This window comes from Dyella sp. C11 (assembly GCF_003121485.1).
Classification (GTDB): domain Bacteria; phylum Pseudomonadota; class Gammaproteobacteria; order Xanthomonadales; family Rhodanobacteraceae; genus Dyella.
Genome location: NZ_QAVX01000024.1, coordinates 1 through 15,831, shown reverse-complemented (window position 1 = coordinate 15,831; position 15,831 = coordinate 1). Strand labels below are relative to the sequence as shown.

Annotated in this window: 12 protein-coding genes and 1 riboswitch; of the genes, 10 read left to right on the top strand and 2 right to left on the bottom strand. The window is 64.2% G+C overall.

Features of this window, described 5'->3' with window-relative positions:
• Positions 1 to 79: 79 nt before the first annotated feature.
• Positions 80 to 1,750 carry a DNA repair protein RecN gene (gene recN / locus DK366_RS18375; protein WP_109127009.1) on the bottom strand — a complete coding sequence of 557 codons (1,671 nt, stop codon included), beginning with the start codon at positions 1,748 to 1,750 and terminating at the stop codon, positions 80 to 82.
• 221 nt (positions 1,751 to 1,971) lie between these two features.
• Between recN and hrcA the strand changes: the two genes are divergently transcribed.
• The 7 genes from hrcA to DK366_RS18340 all read left to right on the top strand — a co-directional run bounded on the left by hrcA (position 1,972) and on the right by DK366_RS18340 (position 9,690).
• Positions 1,972 to 3,024 carry a heat-inducible transcriptional repressor HrcA gene (gene hrcA, locus DK366_RS18370; protein WP_109127008.1) on the top strand — a complete coding sequence of 351 codons (1,053 nt, stop codon included), beginning with the start codon at positions 1,972 to 1,974 and terminating at the stop codon, positions 3,022 to 3,024.
• An 86-nt stretch (positions 3,025 to 3,110) separates the two neighbouring features.
• Positions 3,111 to 3,641, top strand: coding sequence for a nucleotide exchange factor GrpE (grpE, locus tag DK366_RS18365; protein ID WP_109127007.1), 531 nt, complete (start codon positions 3,111 to 3,113; stop codon positions 3,639 to 3,641).
• 159 nt (positions 3,642 to 3,800) lie between these two features.
• Positions 3,801 to 5,729 carry a molecular chaperone DnaK gene (dnaK, locus tag DK366_RS18360; protein WP_109127006.1) on the top strand — a complete coding sequence of 643 codons (1,929 nt, stop codon included), beginning with the start codon at positions 3,801 to 3,803 and terminating at the stop codon, positions 5,727 to 5,729.
• A 67-nt stretch (positions 5,730 to 5,796) separates the two neighbouring features.
• Positions 5,797 to 6,192 (top strand): four helix bundle protein, encoded by a 396-nt coding sequence (locus tag DK366_RS18355; RefSeq protein ID WP_109127005.1) that lies wholly within the window; start codon positions 5,797 to 5,799, stop codon positions 6,190 to 6,192.
• Positions 6,193 to 6,223: 31 nt separating this feature from the next.
• Positions 6,224 to 7,348 carry a molecular chaperone DnaJ gene (gene dnaJ, locus DK366_RS18350; protein ID WP_109127004.1) on the top strand — a complete coding sequence of 375 codons (1,125 nt, stop codon included), beginning with the start codon at positions 6,224 to 6,226 and terminating at the stop codon, positions 7,346 to 7,348.
• 152 nt (positions 7,349 to 7,500) lie between these two features.
• Positions 7,501 to 8,304 (top strand): 4-hydroxy-tetrahydrodipicolinate reductase, encoded by an 804-nt coding sequence (dapB, locus tag DK366_RS18345; RefSeq protein WP_109127003.1) that lies wholly within the window; start codon positions 7,501 to 7,503, stop codon positions 8,302 to 8,304.
• Between the two features lie 145 nt (positions 8,305 to 8,449).
• Positions 8,450 to 8,641, top strand: a riboswitch (yybP-ykoY riboswitch).
• Positions 8,642 to 8,679: 38 nt separating this feature from the next.
• The gene (locus DK366_RS18340) at positions 8,680 to 9,690 is read left to right on the top strand and encodes a sodium:calcium antiporter (protein ID WP_109127002.1); all 1,011 of its coding nucleotides are present in this window, start codon (positions 8,680 to 8,682) and stop codon (positions 9,688 to 9,690) included.
• A 47-nt stretch (positions 9,691 to 9,737) separates the two neighbouring features.
• Here DK366_RS18340 and DK366_RS18335 read toward each other — a convergent pair whose 3' ends face one another.
• A complete protein-coding gene (locus DK366_RS18335; protein ID WP_109127001.1) occupies positions 9,738 to 10,433 on the bottom strand; it encodes a 2OG-Fe(II) oxygenase in 696 nt (231 codons plus the stop codon).
• Positions 10,434 to 10,646: 213 nt separating this feature from the next.
• On the opposite strand from DK366_RS18335, the gene carA reads away from it, so the two are divergent.
• Genes carA through greA form a run of 3 tightly spaced genes read left to right on the top strand, consistent with a single transcriptional unit; the run spans position 10,647 to position 15,476 of the window.
• Positions 10,647 to 11,783 carry a glutamine-hydrolyzing carbamoyl-phosphate synthase small subunit gene (gene carA, locus DK366_RS18330; RefSeq protein WP_109127000.1) on the top strand — a complete coding sequence of 379 codons (1,137 nt, stop codon included), beginning with the start codon at positions 10,647 to 10,649 and terminating at the stop codon, positions 11,781 to 11,783.
• Positions 11,776 to 15,003: a carbamoyl-phosphate synthase large subunit gene (carB, locus tag DK366_RS18325; RefSeq protein ID WP_109126999.1), complete on the top strand. Its 3,228-nt coding sequence runs from the start codon at positions 11,776 to 11,778 to the stop codon at positions 15,001 to 15,003. The genes carA and carB overlap by 8 nt, the downstream gene beginning before the upstream one ends.
• Positions 15,000 to 15,476, top strand: a complete 477-nt coding sequence (gene greA, locus DK366_RS18320; RefSeq protein WP_109126998.1) for a transcription elongation factor GreA — start codon at positions 15,000 to 15,002, stop codon at positions 15,474 to 15,476. Before carB ends, greA begins: the two co-directional genes overlap by 4 nt.
• Positions 15,477 to 15,831 lie beyond the last annotated feature (355 nt).

Here is a 15,831-nt window from a genome sequence, read left to right as displayed (position 1 = left end):
GGATTCAATCAGTCGCGTGGTTGGACGCTACGGTCGCGCACAAGTGCGCTCCTACAAGAAAGCGTTGACGAAGACGCTGTTAAACCTGCGCCCGCTCCAGCATCTGCTTCGCATGCGCGCGCGTTTCGCGCGTGATCTCCACGCCGCCCAGCATGCGCGCCAGTTCATCGCGTCGACCGTTGGCGTCGAGCTTTTCGATGCGCGTGCGCGTCGATTCGCCATCGCTGGCCTTGCTGACGCGCAGGTGTGCATGGCCTTGTGCTGCAACCTGCGGTAGATGCGTCACGCACAGCACCTGGCGCTGGGCGCCCAGTGCGCGCAGTTTCTGACCCACGACCTCGGCGACGGCGCCACCGATGCCGGTGTCCACTTCGTCGAACACCATGGTGCCGATGGTGTCCTTGCCCAGCGTGGCCACTTCGATGGCGAGGCTGATGCGCGCCAGTTCACCACCGGATGCGACCTTGCGCAGCGCGCGCGGAGGTTGGCCCGGGTTCGCGCTGACCAGCAGTTCGCAGCGTTCGCGGCCTTGTGCGTCGGGCTCGCTTTCAGAGGCGGCTTCCAGTTCCACCACGAGGCGGCCGCCGCTCATGCCCAACTCGCCCATGAGCGTGCTGACTTCGCCGCCCAGGCGCTCTGCCGCGTCCTTGCGTGCATGACTGAGCTTCGATGCCTGCTCGTCGTACTGTTGCTGCAGGCGCGTGCGCTGGTTGGCGAGCTTCTCCAGCGCGTCGCCGGCGCCTTCCAGCTCGCTCAGCTCGATGCGCACCGTGTTGGCTTTGTCGTGCAGCTCGGCCACGGGCAGGCGATGGCGGCGGGACAGTTCGTGCAGCCGCGTGAGGTGCGTGTCGACATCCGAATAGCGGTCCGGCTCCAGCTCCACGTCGAGGGCATAACGGCCGAGGCCGTCGGCGGCCTCGCTGAGCTGGATGGAGGCGTTGTCCAGCAGCTCCAGCATGGGTGCCAGACGTTCATCCAGCGCAGCGAGCTTGCTCATTTCCAGCTGGGCGCGGCCCAGCGCACGACGCAGTGCGAATTCGCTCTCGCCATCCAGCAGTTCGACGACGCCGCCGGCGCCCTCGGCCAGGCGACCGGCATTGGCCAGGCGTTTGTGGCTGGCTTCCAGCTCGGCGAGTTGTTCGGCGGGGAGTGCCCATTTGTCCAGTTCGCCCAGCTCGTGGCTGAGCAGTTCGATGCGCTGTTCGCGGTCGTCGCCGCCGCTCAACTTGCGGATGCGGTTGCCGAGTTCGCGCCACTGCTGCGCCAGTTCACGTACTTGTGCCACCAGGGTCTCGTTGCCTGCGTAGGCGTCGAGCAGCTCCATCTGGTGGGCACGCGAAAGCAGCGCCTGATGTTCGTGCTGGCCGTGAATTTCCACCAACAGGGTTGCCAGCTCGCCGAGTTGGCTGGCGTTGGCCGGACGGCCGTTGATCCAGGCGCGGGAGCTGCCTTCGGCACGGATGACGCGCCGCAGTTGGCAGGCGTCTTCTTCGTCCAGCTCTTCGCGTCGAAGCCATTCGCGGGCTTCGGGCAGATGGGTCAGGTCGAACTCGGCGGTGAGTTCGGCGCGGTCACTGCCGGCGCGCACCATGCCGCTGTCCGCGCGGGCGCCCGCCAGAAGCATCAAGGCGTCCACCAGCAGGGACTTGCCGGCACCCGTCTCGCCGCTGACGACGGTGAGCCCCGGGCCGAAGGCGATCTCGGCTTCTTCGACGACGGCGAAATGACGAACGTAGAGCGAGGTGAGCATGGATGGCGGCTTGGTGAAGTCGGGCGATTGTAAGGGGCGCGGAAGGGGCGAGGCGAGGGACGGGAGGCAAGTGGTGAAGGCGCCGCCACCACGGCATGGCGCCTCGCCTCACCGCCAGGGCTCACGCCCTCGCTGGTCACCCCTGGTCCCTCAGCCCAGCCTTTTCTTGCAAACTTTCCCGCCAGACCTTATTTCTTTTGCGTCTCACGGATTGCTACAGCATGCCCGCCGCCCCACTCGATGCCCGCGCACGCCGACTGTTGCGCACATTGCTCGCCCAGTACCTTGCCGACGGCGAGCCGGTAGGGTCGCGGACGCTTTCGCGCTCCTCCGGCCTGGACGTCAGCCCCGCGACCATCCGCAACATCATGGCCGACCTGGAAGAGGCGGGCCTGGTGGCCTCACCGCATACCTCGGCGGGTCGCGTGCCGACGCCGCGCGGCCTGCGCCTGTTCGTGGATAGCCTGATCGAACTGCAGCCATTGCCGCAGGACGAGATGGCGCGCCTTCGCCGTGAGCTGCCGCCGGGCCTTACGACGACCCGCGACCTGTTGGGCAACGTCTCGACCCTGCTGTCGGCGATGACCCGTTTCGCTGGCGTGGTCACCGTGCCGCGCCAGGCGGATTTCCCGCTGCGCCACATCGACTTCGTCCCGCTGCCGGATGCCCGCGTGCTGGTGATCCTGGTGTTCTCGGACAACCAGGTGCAGAACCGTATCGTCCAGCTGGCCAAGCCGGTGGACGGTCGCGAGCTGGAGCAGGCGGCCAATTACCTCAACAGCCAGTTCGCCGGGCTGCGCCTGGACGACATCCGCAGCCATTTGTTGCGCGAGCTGCGCGAGGCCAGCAGTGAGCTCAATCGGCTGATGTCCAGCACCGTGGAGCTGGCGGCGGCGTCGTTTGCGCCGCAGGGCGACAACGACGACGTGCTGGTGAGCGGCCAGACCAACCTCATGGGGTATTCGGAGCTGGCCAACCTGGAGCGGTTGCGCGAGTTGTTCGAGGCGTTCCAGCAGAAGAACGAGCTGCTGCAGCTGATGGAAGTGTGTGCCAAGGCCCCCGGCGTGCGCCTGTTCATTGGCGAGGAATCCGGCTTCGCGGCACTGGATGGCTGCAGCGTGGTCACGGCCAGCTATGGTGCCCAGGGACGCGTCCTGGGGGCGGTGGGGGTCATCGGTCCGACCCGCATGGCCTACGAGCGGGTGATTCCGGTGGTGCAGGCAACGGCTGGTTTGTTGAGCGACGCCTTGAATCGCGCCGCAACGACCTTATAACCCGCCCGGGAGGCGGGGTTTTACCCGCAAGAGTTTGACGGTTGGTGCCCTGGAGCACCGGCCACGGATAAGGCTTGGAGTAATTCATGCAGAACAACGACCCAACCGCGTCGAACGAGACGCCGGCCCAGGCAGGGGGTGACATGCCCAACGCTGAACTGGAAACGCTGAAGGCACGCATCGCCGAGCTGGAAAGCAGCAACACCGAGTTGCGCGACACCGTGCTGCGAGAAAAGGCGGAGATCGAGAACCAGCGCCGTCGCCTGCATCGCGATGTGGAGCAGGCCCGCCGATTCGCCAACGAGAAGCTGCTCAACGAGCTGCTGCCGGTGTACGACGGCCTGGAAATGGGCCTGCAGGCGGAAGGCGGTGACGTCAAGAGCGTTCGCGAGGGCATTGCGCTCACGCTGAAGTCGCTGCTGAAGATTGCCGAGAACAATGGCCTGGTGCAGGTCGATCCCGTGGGTCAGCCACTGGACCCCGAAAAACACCACGCCGTCGCCATGGTGGAGGCCCCGGGCGCGGCCCCCAACACGGTCGTCAACGTGCTCCAGAAGGGCTACGTGTTGAACGACCGGCTTCTGCGCCCCGCGTTGGTGGCGGTCGCCAAGGAATGACGCCCCGGCTCGCGGTCGAGGACGCCTGAACGGCGTCCCCTGCGGGCTTCGGCGGAAAGGCATGCGGGGTCTTGCCGGCATTGAGATGAAACATGCCGAGCCCCATCTGAAAACCAGTCGCGGCCGAGGGGTCGCTTAAAGAATTCGGGAGTAGACAACATGGGTAAAATCATCGGTATCGACCTGGGCACGACCAACTCGTGCGTCGCCGTGATGGACGGCACCACCGCCAAGGTCATCGAGAACTCGGAAGGCGATCGCACCACGCCGTCGATCGTCGCCTTCACCAAGGACAACGAAGTCCTGGTGGGCGCGCCGGCCAAGCGCCAGAGCGTGACCAACCCCAAGAACACCTTCTACGCGGTGAAGCGCCTCATCGGCCGCAAGTTCACCGACGCTGAAGTGCAGAAAGACCTGCACATCGTGCCCTACGGCATTGTCGCGCATGAAAACGGCGACGCCTGGGTGGAAACGGCCGACGGCAAGAAGATGGCTCCGCAGGAGATCTCGGCCAAGGTCCTCATGAAGATGAAGAAGACCGCTGAGGATTACCTCGGCGAGCCGGTGACCGAAGCCGTGATCACGGTGCCGGCGTACTTCAACGACAGCCAGCGCCAGGCCACCAAGGACGCCGGCCGCATCGCGGGCCTGGACGTCAAGCGCATCATCAACGAGCCGACCGCCGCTGCGCTCGCCTATGGCCTGGACAAGAAGGGCGGTGATCGCAAGATCGCCGTGTACGACCTGGGTGGCGGCACGTTCGACGTGTCCATCATCGAAATCGCCGAAGTGGACGGCGAGAAGCAGTTCGAAGTGCTGGCTACCAATGGCGACACCTTCCTGGGTGGCGAAGACTTCGACATGCGCGTCATCGACTACCTCGTCGAAGAATTCAAGAAAGACCAGGGCATGGACCTGCGCAAGGACCCGCTCGCCCTGCAGCGCCTGAAGGACGCCGCCGAGCGCGCCAAGATCGAGCTGTCCTCCAGCCACCAGACCGAAGTGAACCTGCCGTACATCACGGCCGATGCCTCCGGTCCGAAGCACCTCAACATCAAGCTGACCCGCGCCAAGCTCGAAGCGCTGGTGGAAGACCTGGTCAAGCGCACCATCGAGCCGTGCCGCACCGCGTTGAATGACGCCGGCCTGCGCGTGTCCGACATCAACGAGGTGATCCTCGTCGGTGGCCAGACCCGCATGCCCAAGGTGCAGGAGTCGGTGAAGGACTTCTTCGGCAAGGAGCCGCGCAAGGACGTTAACCCGGATGAAGCCGTCGCTGTCGGCGCTGCCATCCAGGGCGGCGTGCTGGGCGGTACCGTGAAGGACGTGCTGCTGCTGGACGTCACCCCGCTGTCGCTCGGCATCGAGACGATGGGCGGCGTGATGACCAAGCTGATCGAAAAGAACACCACCGTGCCGACCAAGGCCTCGCAGGTGTTCTCCACTGCCGACGACAACCAGAGCGCCGTGACCGTGCACGTGCTGCAGGGTGAGCGCGAGCGTGCCAGCGCCAACAAGTCGCTGGGCAAGTTCGACCTGCAGGGCATCGACCCGGCGCCGCGCGGCATGCCGCAGATCGAAGTGACCTTCGACATCGACGCCAACGGCATCCTGCACGTATCGGCCAAGGACAAGAAGAGCGGCAAGGAACAGAAGATCGAGATCAAGGCCGGCTCGGGCCTGTCCGAGGACGAGATCAACCGCATGGTGGCCGATGCCGAGGCCAACAAGGAAGAAGACAAGAAGTTCCACGAGCTTGTCTCCACCCGCAACAAGGCCGACCAGCTGGTGCACGCCACCCGCAGCGCGCTCAAGGAGCACGGCGGCAAGGTGCCGGGTGACCAGCTGAGCAGCATCGAAGGCGCGCTTTCCGACCTCGAAAAGGTCAAGGATGGCGACGACAAGGCCGCCATCGAGTCCAAGATCGAGAAGCTCGAGCAGGTTGCCCAGGCGCTGTACGCAGCGGCCCAGGGCGGCGGTGCACAGCCCGATGCCGGCGCTCACGCTGGCCCGCAGGGCGGTTCCTCGGCCGGTCAGGACGACGTGGTCGATGCCGAGTTCACTGAAGTCAAGGATGACAAGAAGTAAGTGAGTTAGTCGCAAGCCGGGCTTTGGCCCGGCTTGCTGCCAATGGCAAAGGGTAAAGGGTTTGAACATGGCGCGACCGCATCACGGGTTGCGCGTGTGGCAGGATGCGATACGGCTCGTGGCCGATATTTATCGGCTGACAGCGGACTTTCCGACTGACGAACGCTACGGTTTGGTGAGTCAAATGAGGAGGGCGGCGATCAGCGTGCCCTCCAATATCGCGGAAGGAGCCGCGCGCGGGACACAGAGGGAATTCCTGCAATTCCTATATATTGCGCGCGGTTCGCTTTCCGAGCTGGAAACGCAACTGAAGGTGGCTTCGATGCTGGGGCTGTGCCAGACACAGACGCAGCTCGAATCCGTCGAATCGCTGTTTGCCGTCCTTGGTGGTTTGATCAAGACCTTGAGAAGCGGCACGCAACGCTCCACTAACCCTTTACAGGCGGCGAAGGCCGCCGACTAGCAAGCCGCGTAGCGGCTGACTGGCGAGATTGATGAGCAAGCGTGATTACTACGAAATCCTTGGGGTGGAGCGCACCGTCACCGAGGTCGAACTGAAGAAGTCGTTCCGTCGACTGGCGATGAAATACCACCCGGATCGTTGTCCGGACGATCCGCATGCGCAGGAAAAATTCAAAGAGGCCAAGGAAGCCTACGAAGTGCTGTCCGACACGCAGAAGCGTGCCATGTACGACCAGCACGGCCATGCTGCTTTCGAGCACGGCATGGGCGGTCGCGGTGGTGCCGGTGGCTTCGGCGACATGGGCGACATCTTCGGCGACATCTTTGGTGACATCTTCGGTGGTGGCGGGCGCGGACGTTCGCGTCGCGGCTCCGATCTGCGTTACATCATGGAACTCGACCTGGAAGAGGCCATCTTCGGCGTCGAAAAGAAGATCGAGATTCCCACCCAGGTGAACTGTCACCACTGCAACGGCAGCGGTTCGGCGGACGGCAAGACGGTGACGTGCAAGACCTGCGCTGGCCACGGTCGCGTACGCATGCAGAACGGCATCTTCTCCATCCAGCAGGCGTGCCCGCATTGCGGCGGCAGCGGACAGGCGATCGAAAAGCCGTGCAAGCATTGCGATGGCGAAGGCCGCCTGGAAGAAACGCGCACGCTGTCGGTGAACATTCCGGCGGGCGTGGACAACGGTGACCGCATCCGCCTTACGGGGCAGGGCGAGGCCGGTCCGGCTGGTGGTGAAGCGGGCGATCTTTACGTGGAAGTGCGTGTGCGTGAGCACGCCATCTTCCAGCGCGAAGGCAATGATCTGCATTGCGAATTGCCGATTCGTTTCGCACAGGCTGCACTTGGTGCGGAGTTGCACGTGCCGACGCTGGAAGGCGAAGTGCCGATCAATATTCCGCCGGAAACACAGACAGGACAGTCGTTCCGCTTGCGCGGGCGCGGTGTGAAGTCGGTACGCAGCAGCCGCACCGGCGACCTGATCTGCCGCGTGGTGGTGGAAACGCCGGTGCGCCTCACCAAGCAGCAGCGCGATCTGTTCGAGCAACTCGAGGCCACCTTCGCCGATGGCGAAGCTGACAAGCACACGCCGCGTGCGAAGACGTGGGTGGATGGCGTGAAGCAGTTCTGGTCGCGCGTCACCTCGTAATTTCGCGCGAAATGTGCGGTTATCGAAAAGCCCCGGTTTGTTCCGGGGCTTTTCTTTTGCGCGAGCCGTGCGTGGCTTCCGTGCATGGTGATGCCCGCAGGCAGTAGCATCGCCTCTTCCATGCCTGTCCCGTGCCACGAAGGAAGCCGCATATGACCAAGCCCGTTCGCCTCGCCATCAATGGCGCCACCGGACGCATGGGGCAGGCCTTGCTTGCACTGGTGAAGGACGATGCGCGCTTCACGCTGGTGGCGGCGCTGGCCTCGCCCGGTTCCTCGAAGCTGGGTCAGCCGGTGGATGCCTGCGAAGGTGCGCTTGGCTACACGCATGAGTGGCCTGCGGCGGATGCATTTGACGTCGTGATCGATTTCAGTGGCCCGGCCGGTCTGGCCGAAGCACTGACGTATTGCGAGTCGCACGGCGTGGCGCTGGTCACGGGGACCACGGGCCTGGACGCCACGTTCGCGCAGCGGCTCAACGCGTCGGCATCACGCATCGCACTGCTGCGCGCAGCCAATTTCAGCCTCGGCGTGGCGGTGCTTACCCGCCTGTTGCGACAGGCCGCTGCATCGCTGCCGGACTGGGATCTGGACATTATCGAGGCGCATCACAACCGCAAGGAAGATGCACCGTCGGGCACGGCGCTGGCACTTGGCGAGGCCGCTGCCGAGGCGCGAGGTACGTCACTGCGCGAGAGCGCCGTGTATGCCCGCGAAGGGCGCGTGGGTCCTCGTCAGCAAGGCACCATCGGCTTTGCGGTGGTGCGTGGTGGCGACATCGTTGGCGAACATGAAGTGCTGATGATGGGGCAGGGGGAGCGCATCGAGTTGACTCATCGCGCAACGGATCGCTCGATCTTCGCGCGCGGTGCGCTCGAGGCCGCTTACTGGCTCAGTGGTCGCGATGCCGGTGACTACGATCTCGACGCCATGCTGGCGGATCGTTCGTCGGGCTGATTGATAGTCGGGTTATTTCGTCGGGCCGACCGGGCCTCCTCTCCGATCACTCATCCTCACCGTCATTCCGGCCTTCGCTGGAATGACGGTGAGGCGTGGCCATGGCGGGCGGTTGCCCCGGCTGGCCCCGGCCGCTAAAATCTTTCGGATTGTCATTGGGGAGTAGCCATCCTCACCCCTCGCGATCCGACATGGGTTGCGGCATAGAGGAATCCGCGTCAACAGACTTGAAGCCTCGGCTTCATGGCGTGGATGGCACCGGTATCATCGATATCGGCAGCCCGGCGAGACCTTTGGCCAGTACGCGCTCACCTTAGCCGGGCGAGCTCGCGTTGCTGAGCCAATGGTTTTTCGCTCGCCCGGCCTGGAAAAAGCATGTTCACAGCTCTCCTGTTCCTGCTTTCGGCTGGTGCGATCTATCTCGCCTGCGAATATTTCGTCAACGGCGTGGAGTGGTTCGGCCAGAAGCTCAGCCTTGGCGCCACGGCCACGGGCACCATCCTTGCCGCCTTTGGCACGGCGCTACCCGAGAGTGCGGTGACCTTCGTTGCCGTGATCCTCGGCAAGACGCCAGAGCAACGCGACATCGGCGTGGGCGCCGCGCTGGGCGGTCCGTTGGTGCTCGCCACCATCGCGTATGCCGTGGTCGGCGTGGCCCTTTGGGTGAATCGCCGCAAGTTGCAGCGCGCCGACAACCTTGTTCGCGTTGAGCATGGGCGACTGGCACGCGACCAGTCCTGGTTCCTTGCCATCTTCGTGGTGAAGTGCGCGCTGGGCCTGATCGCGTTTGCGTTCAAGCCCTGGCTGGGCGTGCTGTTCCTGCTCGCCTATGGCCTCTATGTCTGGCGTGAACTCAAGTCGTCGGACACGGCTCCTGAGGAAGAAGAGCTCGAACCGCTCAAGTTCCAGCCCAAGGCGGCTGATCCGTCGATGTGGTGGGTAGCGGCCCAGACCGTGCTGGCGCTGGTCGTAATCGCCTTCGCTTCGCACACGTTCGTCAAGCAGATCGAAGCCATCGGCGTGGCGCTGCAGCTGTCGCCCCACCTGGTGGCACTGGTGCTGAGTCCGGTGGCGACCGAGCTGCCCGAGACCATGAACGCCCTGATCTGGGTGCGACAGGGCAAGGAACGCCTGGCACTGGCCAATATCTCCGGCGCCATGATGATCCAGGCCACCATTCCCAGCTCGCTGGCGCTGTTTGCAACGCCATGGCTGTTCGATGCGCCGCTGATGGTGGCGGGCGTGCTCACCGGCGTGGCGGTGATCTATCTGTGGTGGCTGTTCCGCCGCGGACGCGTGGATGCACGTTGGCTGGTGCCGGTGGGGCTGCTGTATGGCGTGTTTGCGGCCTATATCGCCTGGCACTACGGCACACAGCTCGCGTGACACGGAGAGGCCGCGCTCAGGTCAGCGCGGCCTTTCGATAAGGCAGGTCAGTCGCGATGGGCGGCGTTGCGGTCGCGGTTGGCTCCGTGCTTGCGATCCAGCGAGCCGAACAGCTTCTTGAAGACACGGGCGAATTTGCCGCGCTTGGTCTTGCGCAGCTTTTCTTCCTCGCTGGTCAGCCATGCCACCTGGATGACGCGCCGCTCGCCTTCATAGGGCAGATGGCCGTGGAAGGAGTTCTCGCAGCGCTTGAATACCGCGAACTCGCCGTAGAGCGGCTTGAGTTCGGGGGCGATGATGTTGTCGATATTGTCGATGCTGCCGAGGAAACGCAGGCAGCCGTCGCTGGTGTCCGGCCACAGGTTGTTGAGATAGAGCAGGGCGGTGGCCACCTTGGACTTGGAGTCCGTGTGGATGGTGCCGTGGCGCTTGTTGAGCGAACGGCACAGCGTGATGAGCGTGGGGTATTGCCCCAGGTTGTCGATGCCCAGGTGCCGGCCGATGGCGCTGGCAAACTCGGCCGAACTCAACCGGTCCACCAGTGCGTTGACGGAGGGGCCGCAGTCGGAAGGGTCATACGGGAAGAAACCGGCACTCGCATACCGCGGGAAATCGCGCTCCAGGTCGTTCCGGGCCTCATCAGGCAACTGCCCATGGGCGATCAGGAACGGAAACGGCTCGGCCCTGACATCGGTATCCGGTCGGTCGAGACGGGCGGGATCGAGCAGCGCGGCTGAGTTCATGGACATCCAGGGTGGGCGAATCGACGTTAGTTTAACGCTCGGGCAGCCGCTTGGTTGCGCGCTTTTTGGCATCACGTTCAGCACTTCCGGGTGGACAGCAAGGGGCCTTCCACCTATCATTGCGACCCGCCCTGAACGATTCCTCGACTAAGGTCCACAAGCCTGCTTTGGTGCGGCTTGCGGACCTTGCTGCACCTAAAAGGCGGTCCTCCCATGCCTATCCCTGCTCTGCTTGCCCTCGAAGACGGCAGCGTGTTCCACGGCCACGCCGTTGGCGCGACTGGCGAAACCGTCGGTGAGGTGGTTTTCAACACCGCCATGACCGGCTACCAGGAGATCCTCACCGATCCCTCGTACGCCAAACAGATCGTTACCCTGACTTACCCGCACATCGGCAACACCGGCGTGAACGTGGAGGACGAAGAGTCCGCCAACGTGCATGCCGCTGGCCTGATCGTGCGCGACGTGCCGCGTCGTGCCAGCAACTGGCGCAGCACCGAAAGCCTTCCCGACTACCTCGCACGTCACAACATCGTGGCCATCGCGGGCATCGATACCCGTCGCCTGACGCGCATCCTGCGCGACAAGGGCGCGCTCAACGGCTGCATCGTGGCTGGCGAGCAGATCGATGTGGACGCCGCGCTTGCCAAGGCACGCGCCTTCCCCGGCCTCAACGGCATGGACCTGGCCAAGGAAGTGAGCGTCGGTGAGTCGTACCAGTGGAACGAGGGCATCTACGACCTCGACAACACCAAGTTCAATCAGCCGTCCAAACGCTTCAAGGTCGTGGCCTACGACTATGGCGTGAAGTACAACATCCTTCGCCTGCTGGCGGAGCAGGGTTGCGACATCACCGTGGTGCCGGCGCAGACGCCTGCATCGGACGTGCTGGCGATGAAGCCCGATGGCGTGTTCCTCTCCAACGGCCCCGGCGATCCGGCGGCCTGCGATTACGCCGTCGAAGCCACCAAGCAGTTCCTCGACGCCAAGATCCCATTGTTCGGCATCTGCCTTGGTCACCAGATCATGGGTCTGGCCGTGGGCGCCAAGACGCTGAAGATGAAGTTCGGCCATCACGGTGCGAACCATCCGGTGAAGGATCTCGATGACGGCCGCGTGCTGATCACCTCGCAGAACCATGGCTTCGCGGTCGATCCGGCCACGTTGCCGGCGAATGTGCGCGTCACGCATTCTTCGCTGTTCGATGGTTCGCTGCAGGGCTTCGCGCTCACCGACCGTCCGGCCTTTTGCTTCCAGGGTCACCCGGAAGCGAGCCCCGGTCCGCACGACATTGGTTACCTGTTTGATCGTTTTGCTGCACTGATGCAGGAGGCCCGCACGAATGGCTAAGCGCACCGATATCAAGAGCATCCTCATCATCGGCGCCGGCCCGATCGTCATCGGTCAGGCCTGCGAGTTCGACTACTCCGGCGCGCAGGCTTGCAAGGCGCTGAAGGAAGAGGGTTACCGCGTCATCCTGGTGAACTCCAACCCCGCCACGATCATGACCGACCCGGAGACGGCCGACGCCGTCTACATCGAGCCGATCAACTGGCAGACGGTGGAGCGCATCATCGCCAAGGAGCGTCCCGACGCGGTGCTGCCGACGATGGGCGGCCAGACGGGCCTGAATTGCGCGCTCGATCTCGCCGACAACGGCGTGCTCGAGAAGTACAACGTCGAGCTGATCGGCGCCTCGCGCGAAGCCATCCGCATGGCCGAAGACCGCGAGCTGTTCCGCGTCGCCATGAAGGAAATCGGGCTGGAATGCCCGAAGGCCGAAGTGGTCCGCACGTTCGAGCAGGCGCTGGCCACGCAGGCGAAGGTGGGCTTCCCCACCGTCATCCGCCCGAGCTTCACGCTCGGTGGCTCGGGTGGCGGTATCGCCTACAACAAGGAAGAGTTCGAAGAGATCGTCAAGCGCGGTCTTGAGCTTTCGCCGGTGGGCGAAGTGTTGGTCGAGGAATCCGTGCTCGGCTGGAAGGAGTTCGAGATGGAAGTGGTCCGCGACAAGGCGGACAACTGCATCATCGTGTGCTCCATCGAAAATCTCGACCCGATGGGCGTGCACACCGGCGACTCGATCACCGTCGCGCCGGCGCAGACGCTCACCGATAAGGAATACCAGCGCCTGCGCGATGCCTCCATCGCCGTGCTGCGCAAGATCGGCGTGGATACCGGTGGCTCGAACGTGCAGTTCGGCATCAATGCCGAGAACGGCCGCGTGGTGGTCATCGAGATGAACCCGCGCGTGTCGCGCTCGTCCGCGCTCGCCTCCAAGGCCACCGGCTTCCCGATCGCCAAGATCGCAGCCAAGCTGGCCGTGGGTTACACGCTGGACGAACTGAAGAACGACATTACCGGTGGCCTCACGCCGGCGTCCTTCGAGCCGACCATCGACTACGTCGTCACCAAGATCCCGCGCTTCGCGTTCGAGAAGTTCCCGTCCGCCGACGCACGCCTCACCACGCAGATGAAGTCCGTCGGCGAAGTGATGGCCATGGGCCGCACCTTCCACGAATCGCTGCAGAAGGCGCTGCGTGGCCTGGAAATCGGCAAGACCGGTTTGAACCCGACGGGCCTGGATCTCACGTCCGAAGAAGGCATCAACGCACTCAAGCGCGAGCTGCGCGAACCGCGCCCCGATCGCGTGTTCCACCTGGCCGATGCGTTCCGCGCCGGCCTGTCGCTGGAAGACGTGTACGGCCTCAGCCGCGTCGACCCCTGGTTCCTCGCCGCGTTCGAAGACATCGTGCTGACCGAGAAGGAAGTGCAGTCGCAGGGTATCGCTGCCATCGACGCACTGCGCATGCGCGAACTCAAGCGCATGGGCTTCTCCGACGCGCGCCTCGCCGAACTGCTCGACACCAACGAAGCGGCCATGCGCCACCTGCGCCGCACGCTCAATGTGCGCCCGGTGTACAAGCGCGTGGACTCGTGCGCTGCCGAGTTCGCCACGACGACGGCCTACATGTACTCGACCTACGAGGAAGAGTGCGAAGCCAACCCGACCAATCGCGACAAGATCATCGTGCTGGGCGGTGGTCCGAACCGCATCGGCCAGGGCATCGAGTTCGACTACTGCTGCGTGCACGCGGCACTCGCGCTGCGCGAGGATGGTTTCGAAACCATCATGGTCAACTGCAATCCGGAAACCGTCTCCACCGACTACGACACCTCCGACCGCCTGTACTTCGAGCCGCTGACGCTGGAAGACGTGCTGGAAATCGTGGACCTGGAAAAGCCCAAGGGCGTGATCGTGCAGTACGGCGGCCAGACGCCGTTGAAGCTGGCGCGCGCGCTTGAAGCGGCTGGCGCGCCGGTGATCGGCACGTCGCCGGACAGCATCGACCTGGCGGAAGACCGCGAGCGCTTCCAGCAGATGATCGAGAAGATCGGCCTGAAGCAGCCGCCGAATCGCACCGCGCGTACGCCGGACGAAGCGCTGGCCTCGGCCCGCGAGATCGGCTACCCGCTGGTGGTGCGTCCGAGTTACGTGCTGGGTGGCCGCGCAATGGAAATCGTCTACAGCGACGCCGACCTTTCGCGCTACATCCGCGATGCCGTGCAGGTGTCCAACGATTCCCCGGTGCTGCTGGACCGCTTCCTCGACCACGCGGTGGAAGTGGACGTGGACATCATCGCCGACGCCGAAGGCAACGTGCTGGTCGGCGGCATCATGGAGCACATCGAAGAGGCAGGCGTCCATTCGGGCGACTCCTCATGCTCGCTGCCGCCGTACTCGCTGACGCAGGAGGTGCAGGATGAAATGCGCCGTCAGGTCACCGCGATGGCGAAGGAACTGAAGGTCGTGGGCCTCATGAACACGCAGTTCGCCATCCAGGGCGACCAGGTGTTCATCCTTGAGGTGAACCCGCGTGCCTCGCGCACGGTGCCGTTCGTGTCCAAGGCTACGGGTGTGCCGCTCGCCAAGATCGCCGCTCGCGCCATGGCCGGCATTTCGCTGACCAAGCAGGGCACGACCAAGGAAGTGATTCCCGAGTACTACTCGGTGAAGGAAGCCATCTTCCCGTTCCTGAAGTTCCAGAACGTCGACCCCATTCTTGGCCCCGAAATGCGTTCGACGGGCGAAGTGATGGGTGTGGGCCGAAGCTTCGGCGCCGCGTTCGCGCGTGGCCACGATGCGGCCGGCATCAAGACGCCGCCGAAGGGCAAGGTGTTCGTGTCGGTGCGTGATGCCGACAAGGACCGCCTGCTGCCGGTGGCCCGCGAAGTGCTGGAGAAGGGCTTCAGCCTGGTCGCCACCGAAGGCACGGCCAAGTACCTGGCCGAGCATGGCGTGACCTGCGAGCGCATCAACAAGGTGATCGAAGGCCGTCCGCACATCGTCGACCTGATCAAGAACGGCGAGATCGTCTACATCGTCAACACCACCGAGGGCAAGGCGGCCATTGCCGACTCGTTCTCGATCCGACGCGAAGCGCTGCAGCAGCGCGTCACGTACTCCACCACGGTGGCAGGCGCCCGCGCGCTGGTGCACTCGCTGGATTTCCACGGCGACGGCGCAGTGCACAGCCTGCAGGAACTGCACAAGGAACTGAAAGCATGAGTCGTGCACCCATTACCAAGGCAGGTAGCGAACGCCTTCGTGGTGAGCTGGAAAAGCTGAAGTCCACCGACCGGCCGCAGATCATCGCGGCCATCGCCGAAGCGCGCGCGCACGGCGATCTGAAGGAAAACGCCGAATACCACGCTGCGCGTGAGCAGCAGAGCTTCATCGAGGGCCGCATCGCGGCCCTGGAAGCCCTGCTGTCCACGGCGGAAGTGATCGACGTCAGCCGCCTGGCTGCCGGTTCGCGCGTGGTGTTTGGCGCCACGGTGGATCTGGAAGACGAGGACAGTGGCGAGGCCGTGACGTACCAGATCGTTGGTGACCTGGAAGCGGACATCAAGCTGCGTCTCATCGCGGTGTCCTCGCCGATCGCTCGCGCACTGATCGGCAAGAGCGAGGGTGACAGCTTCGAGTTCAGCGCGCCCAACGGCGTGAAGCATTACGAGATCACAGGCGTGCGTTACGCCTGATCTTGAGGACGTCCCTGTGGGAGCGCACCCTGTGCGCGACTGGACTGCCTCAGTCGCGCACAGGGTGCGCTCCCACAGAAACAAGCGAGGCCTCGAAGTCGGGGCAATAGAAAGGGCCGCTCTCGCGGCCCTTTTCTTTGCTCGCACCGCGACGGCGGGCAGGCGCGTTGAGTTGCCTCATCTGTAGGAGCGCATTCATGCGCGACCACCGGTCGAAGCGGCAACGACGCAACTCTGCGGTCGCGCACAAGGTGCGCTCCTACAGATGACGCAACTCAACGCGCCTGCCCGCCCTCGCGGTGCGAGCACAGAACAGGGCCGCGAGCGCGGCCGGTGCTAGGGCCCCGCCGTCGCG

What these genes read in the sequence shown, in the direction of transcription:
- DK366_RS18335 (WP_109127001.1), bottom strand. Translation starts at nt 10,433, where the DNA reads ATGAACTCAGCCGCGCTGCTCGATCCCGCCCGTCTCGACCGACCGGAT.
- carB (WP_109126999.1), top strand. Translation starts at nt 11,776, where the DNA reads ATGGCTAAGCGCACCGATATCAAGAGCATCCTCATCATCGGCGCCGGC.
- hrcA (WP_109127008.1), top strand. Translation starts at nt 1,972, where the DNA reads ATGCCCGCCGCCCCACTCGATGCCCGCGCACGCCGACTGTTGCGCACA.
- dnaK (WP_109127006.1), top strand. Translation starts at nt 3,801, where the DNA reads ATGGGTAAAATCATCGGTATCGACCTGGGCACGACCAACTCGTGCGTC.
- grpE (WP_109127007.1), top strand. Translation starts at nt 3,111, where the DNA reads ATGCAGAACAACGACCCAACCGCGTCGAACGAGACGCCGGCCCAGGCA.
- DK366_RS18340 (WP_109127002.1), top strand. Translation starts at nt 8,680, where the DNA reads ATGTTCACAGCTCTCCTGTTCCTGCTTTCGGCTGGTGCGATCTATCTC.
- greA (WP_109126998.1), top strand. Translation starts at nt 15,000, where the DNA reads ATGAGTCGTGCACCCATTACCAAGGCAGGTAGCGAACGCCTTCGTGGT.
- carA (WP_109127000.1), top strand. Translation starts at nt 10,647, where the DNA reads ATGCCTATCCCTGCTCTGCTTGCCCTCGAAGACGGCAGCGTGTTCCAC.
- recN (WP_109127009.1), bottom strand. Translation starts at nt 1,750, where the DNA reads ATGCTCACCTCGCTCTACGTTCGTCATTTCGCCGTCGTCGAAGAAGCC.
- dapB (WP_109127003.1), top strand. Translation starts at nt 7,501, where the DNA reads ATGACCAAGCCCGTTCGCCTCGCCATCAATGGCGCCACCGGACGCATG.
- dnaJ (WP_109127004.1), top strand. Translation starts at nt 6,224, where the DNA reads ATGAGCAAGCGTGATTACTACGAAATCCTTGGGGTGGAGCGCACCGTC.
- DK366_RS18355 (WP_109127005.1), top strand. Translation starts at nt 5,797, where the DNA reads ATGGCGCGACCGCATCACGGGTTGCGCGTGTGGCAGGATGCGATACGG.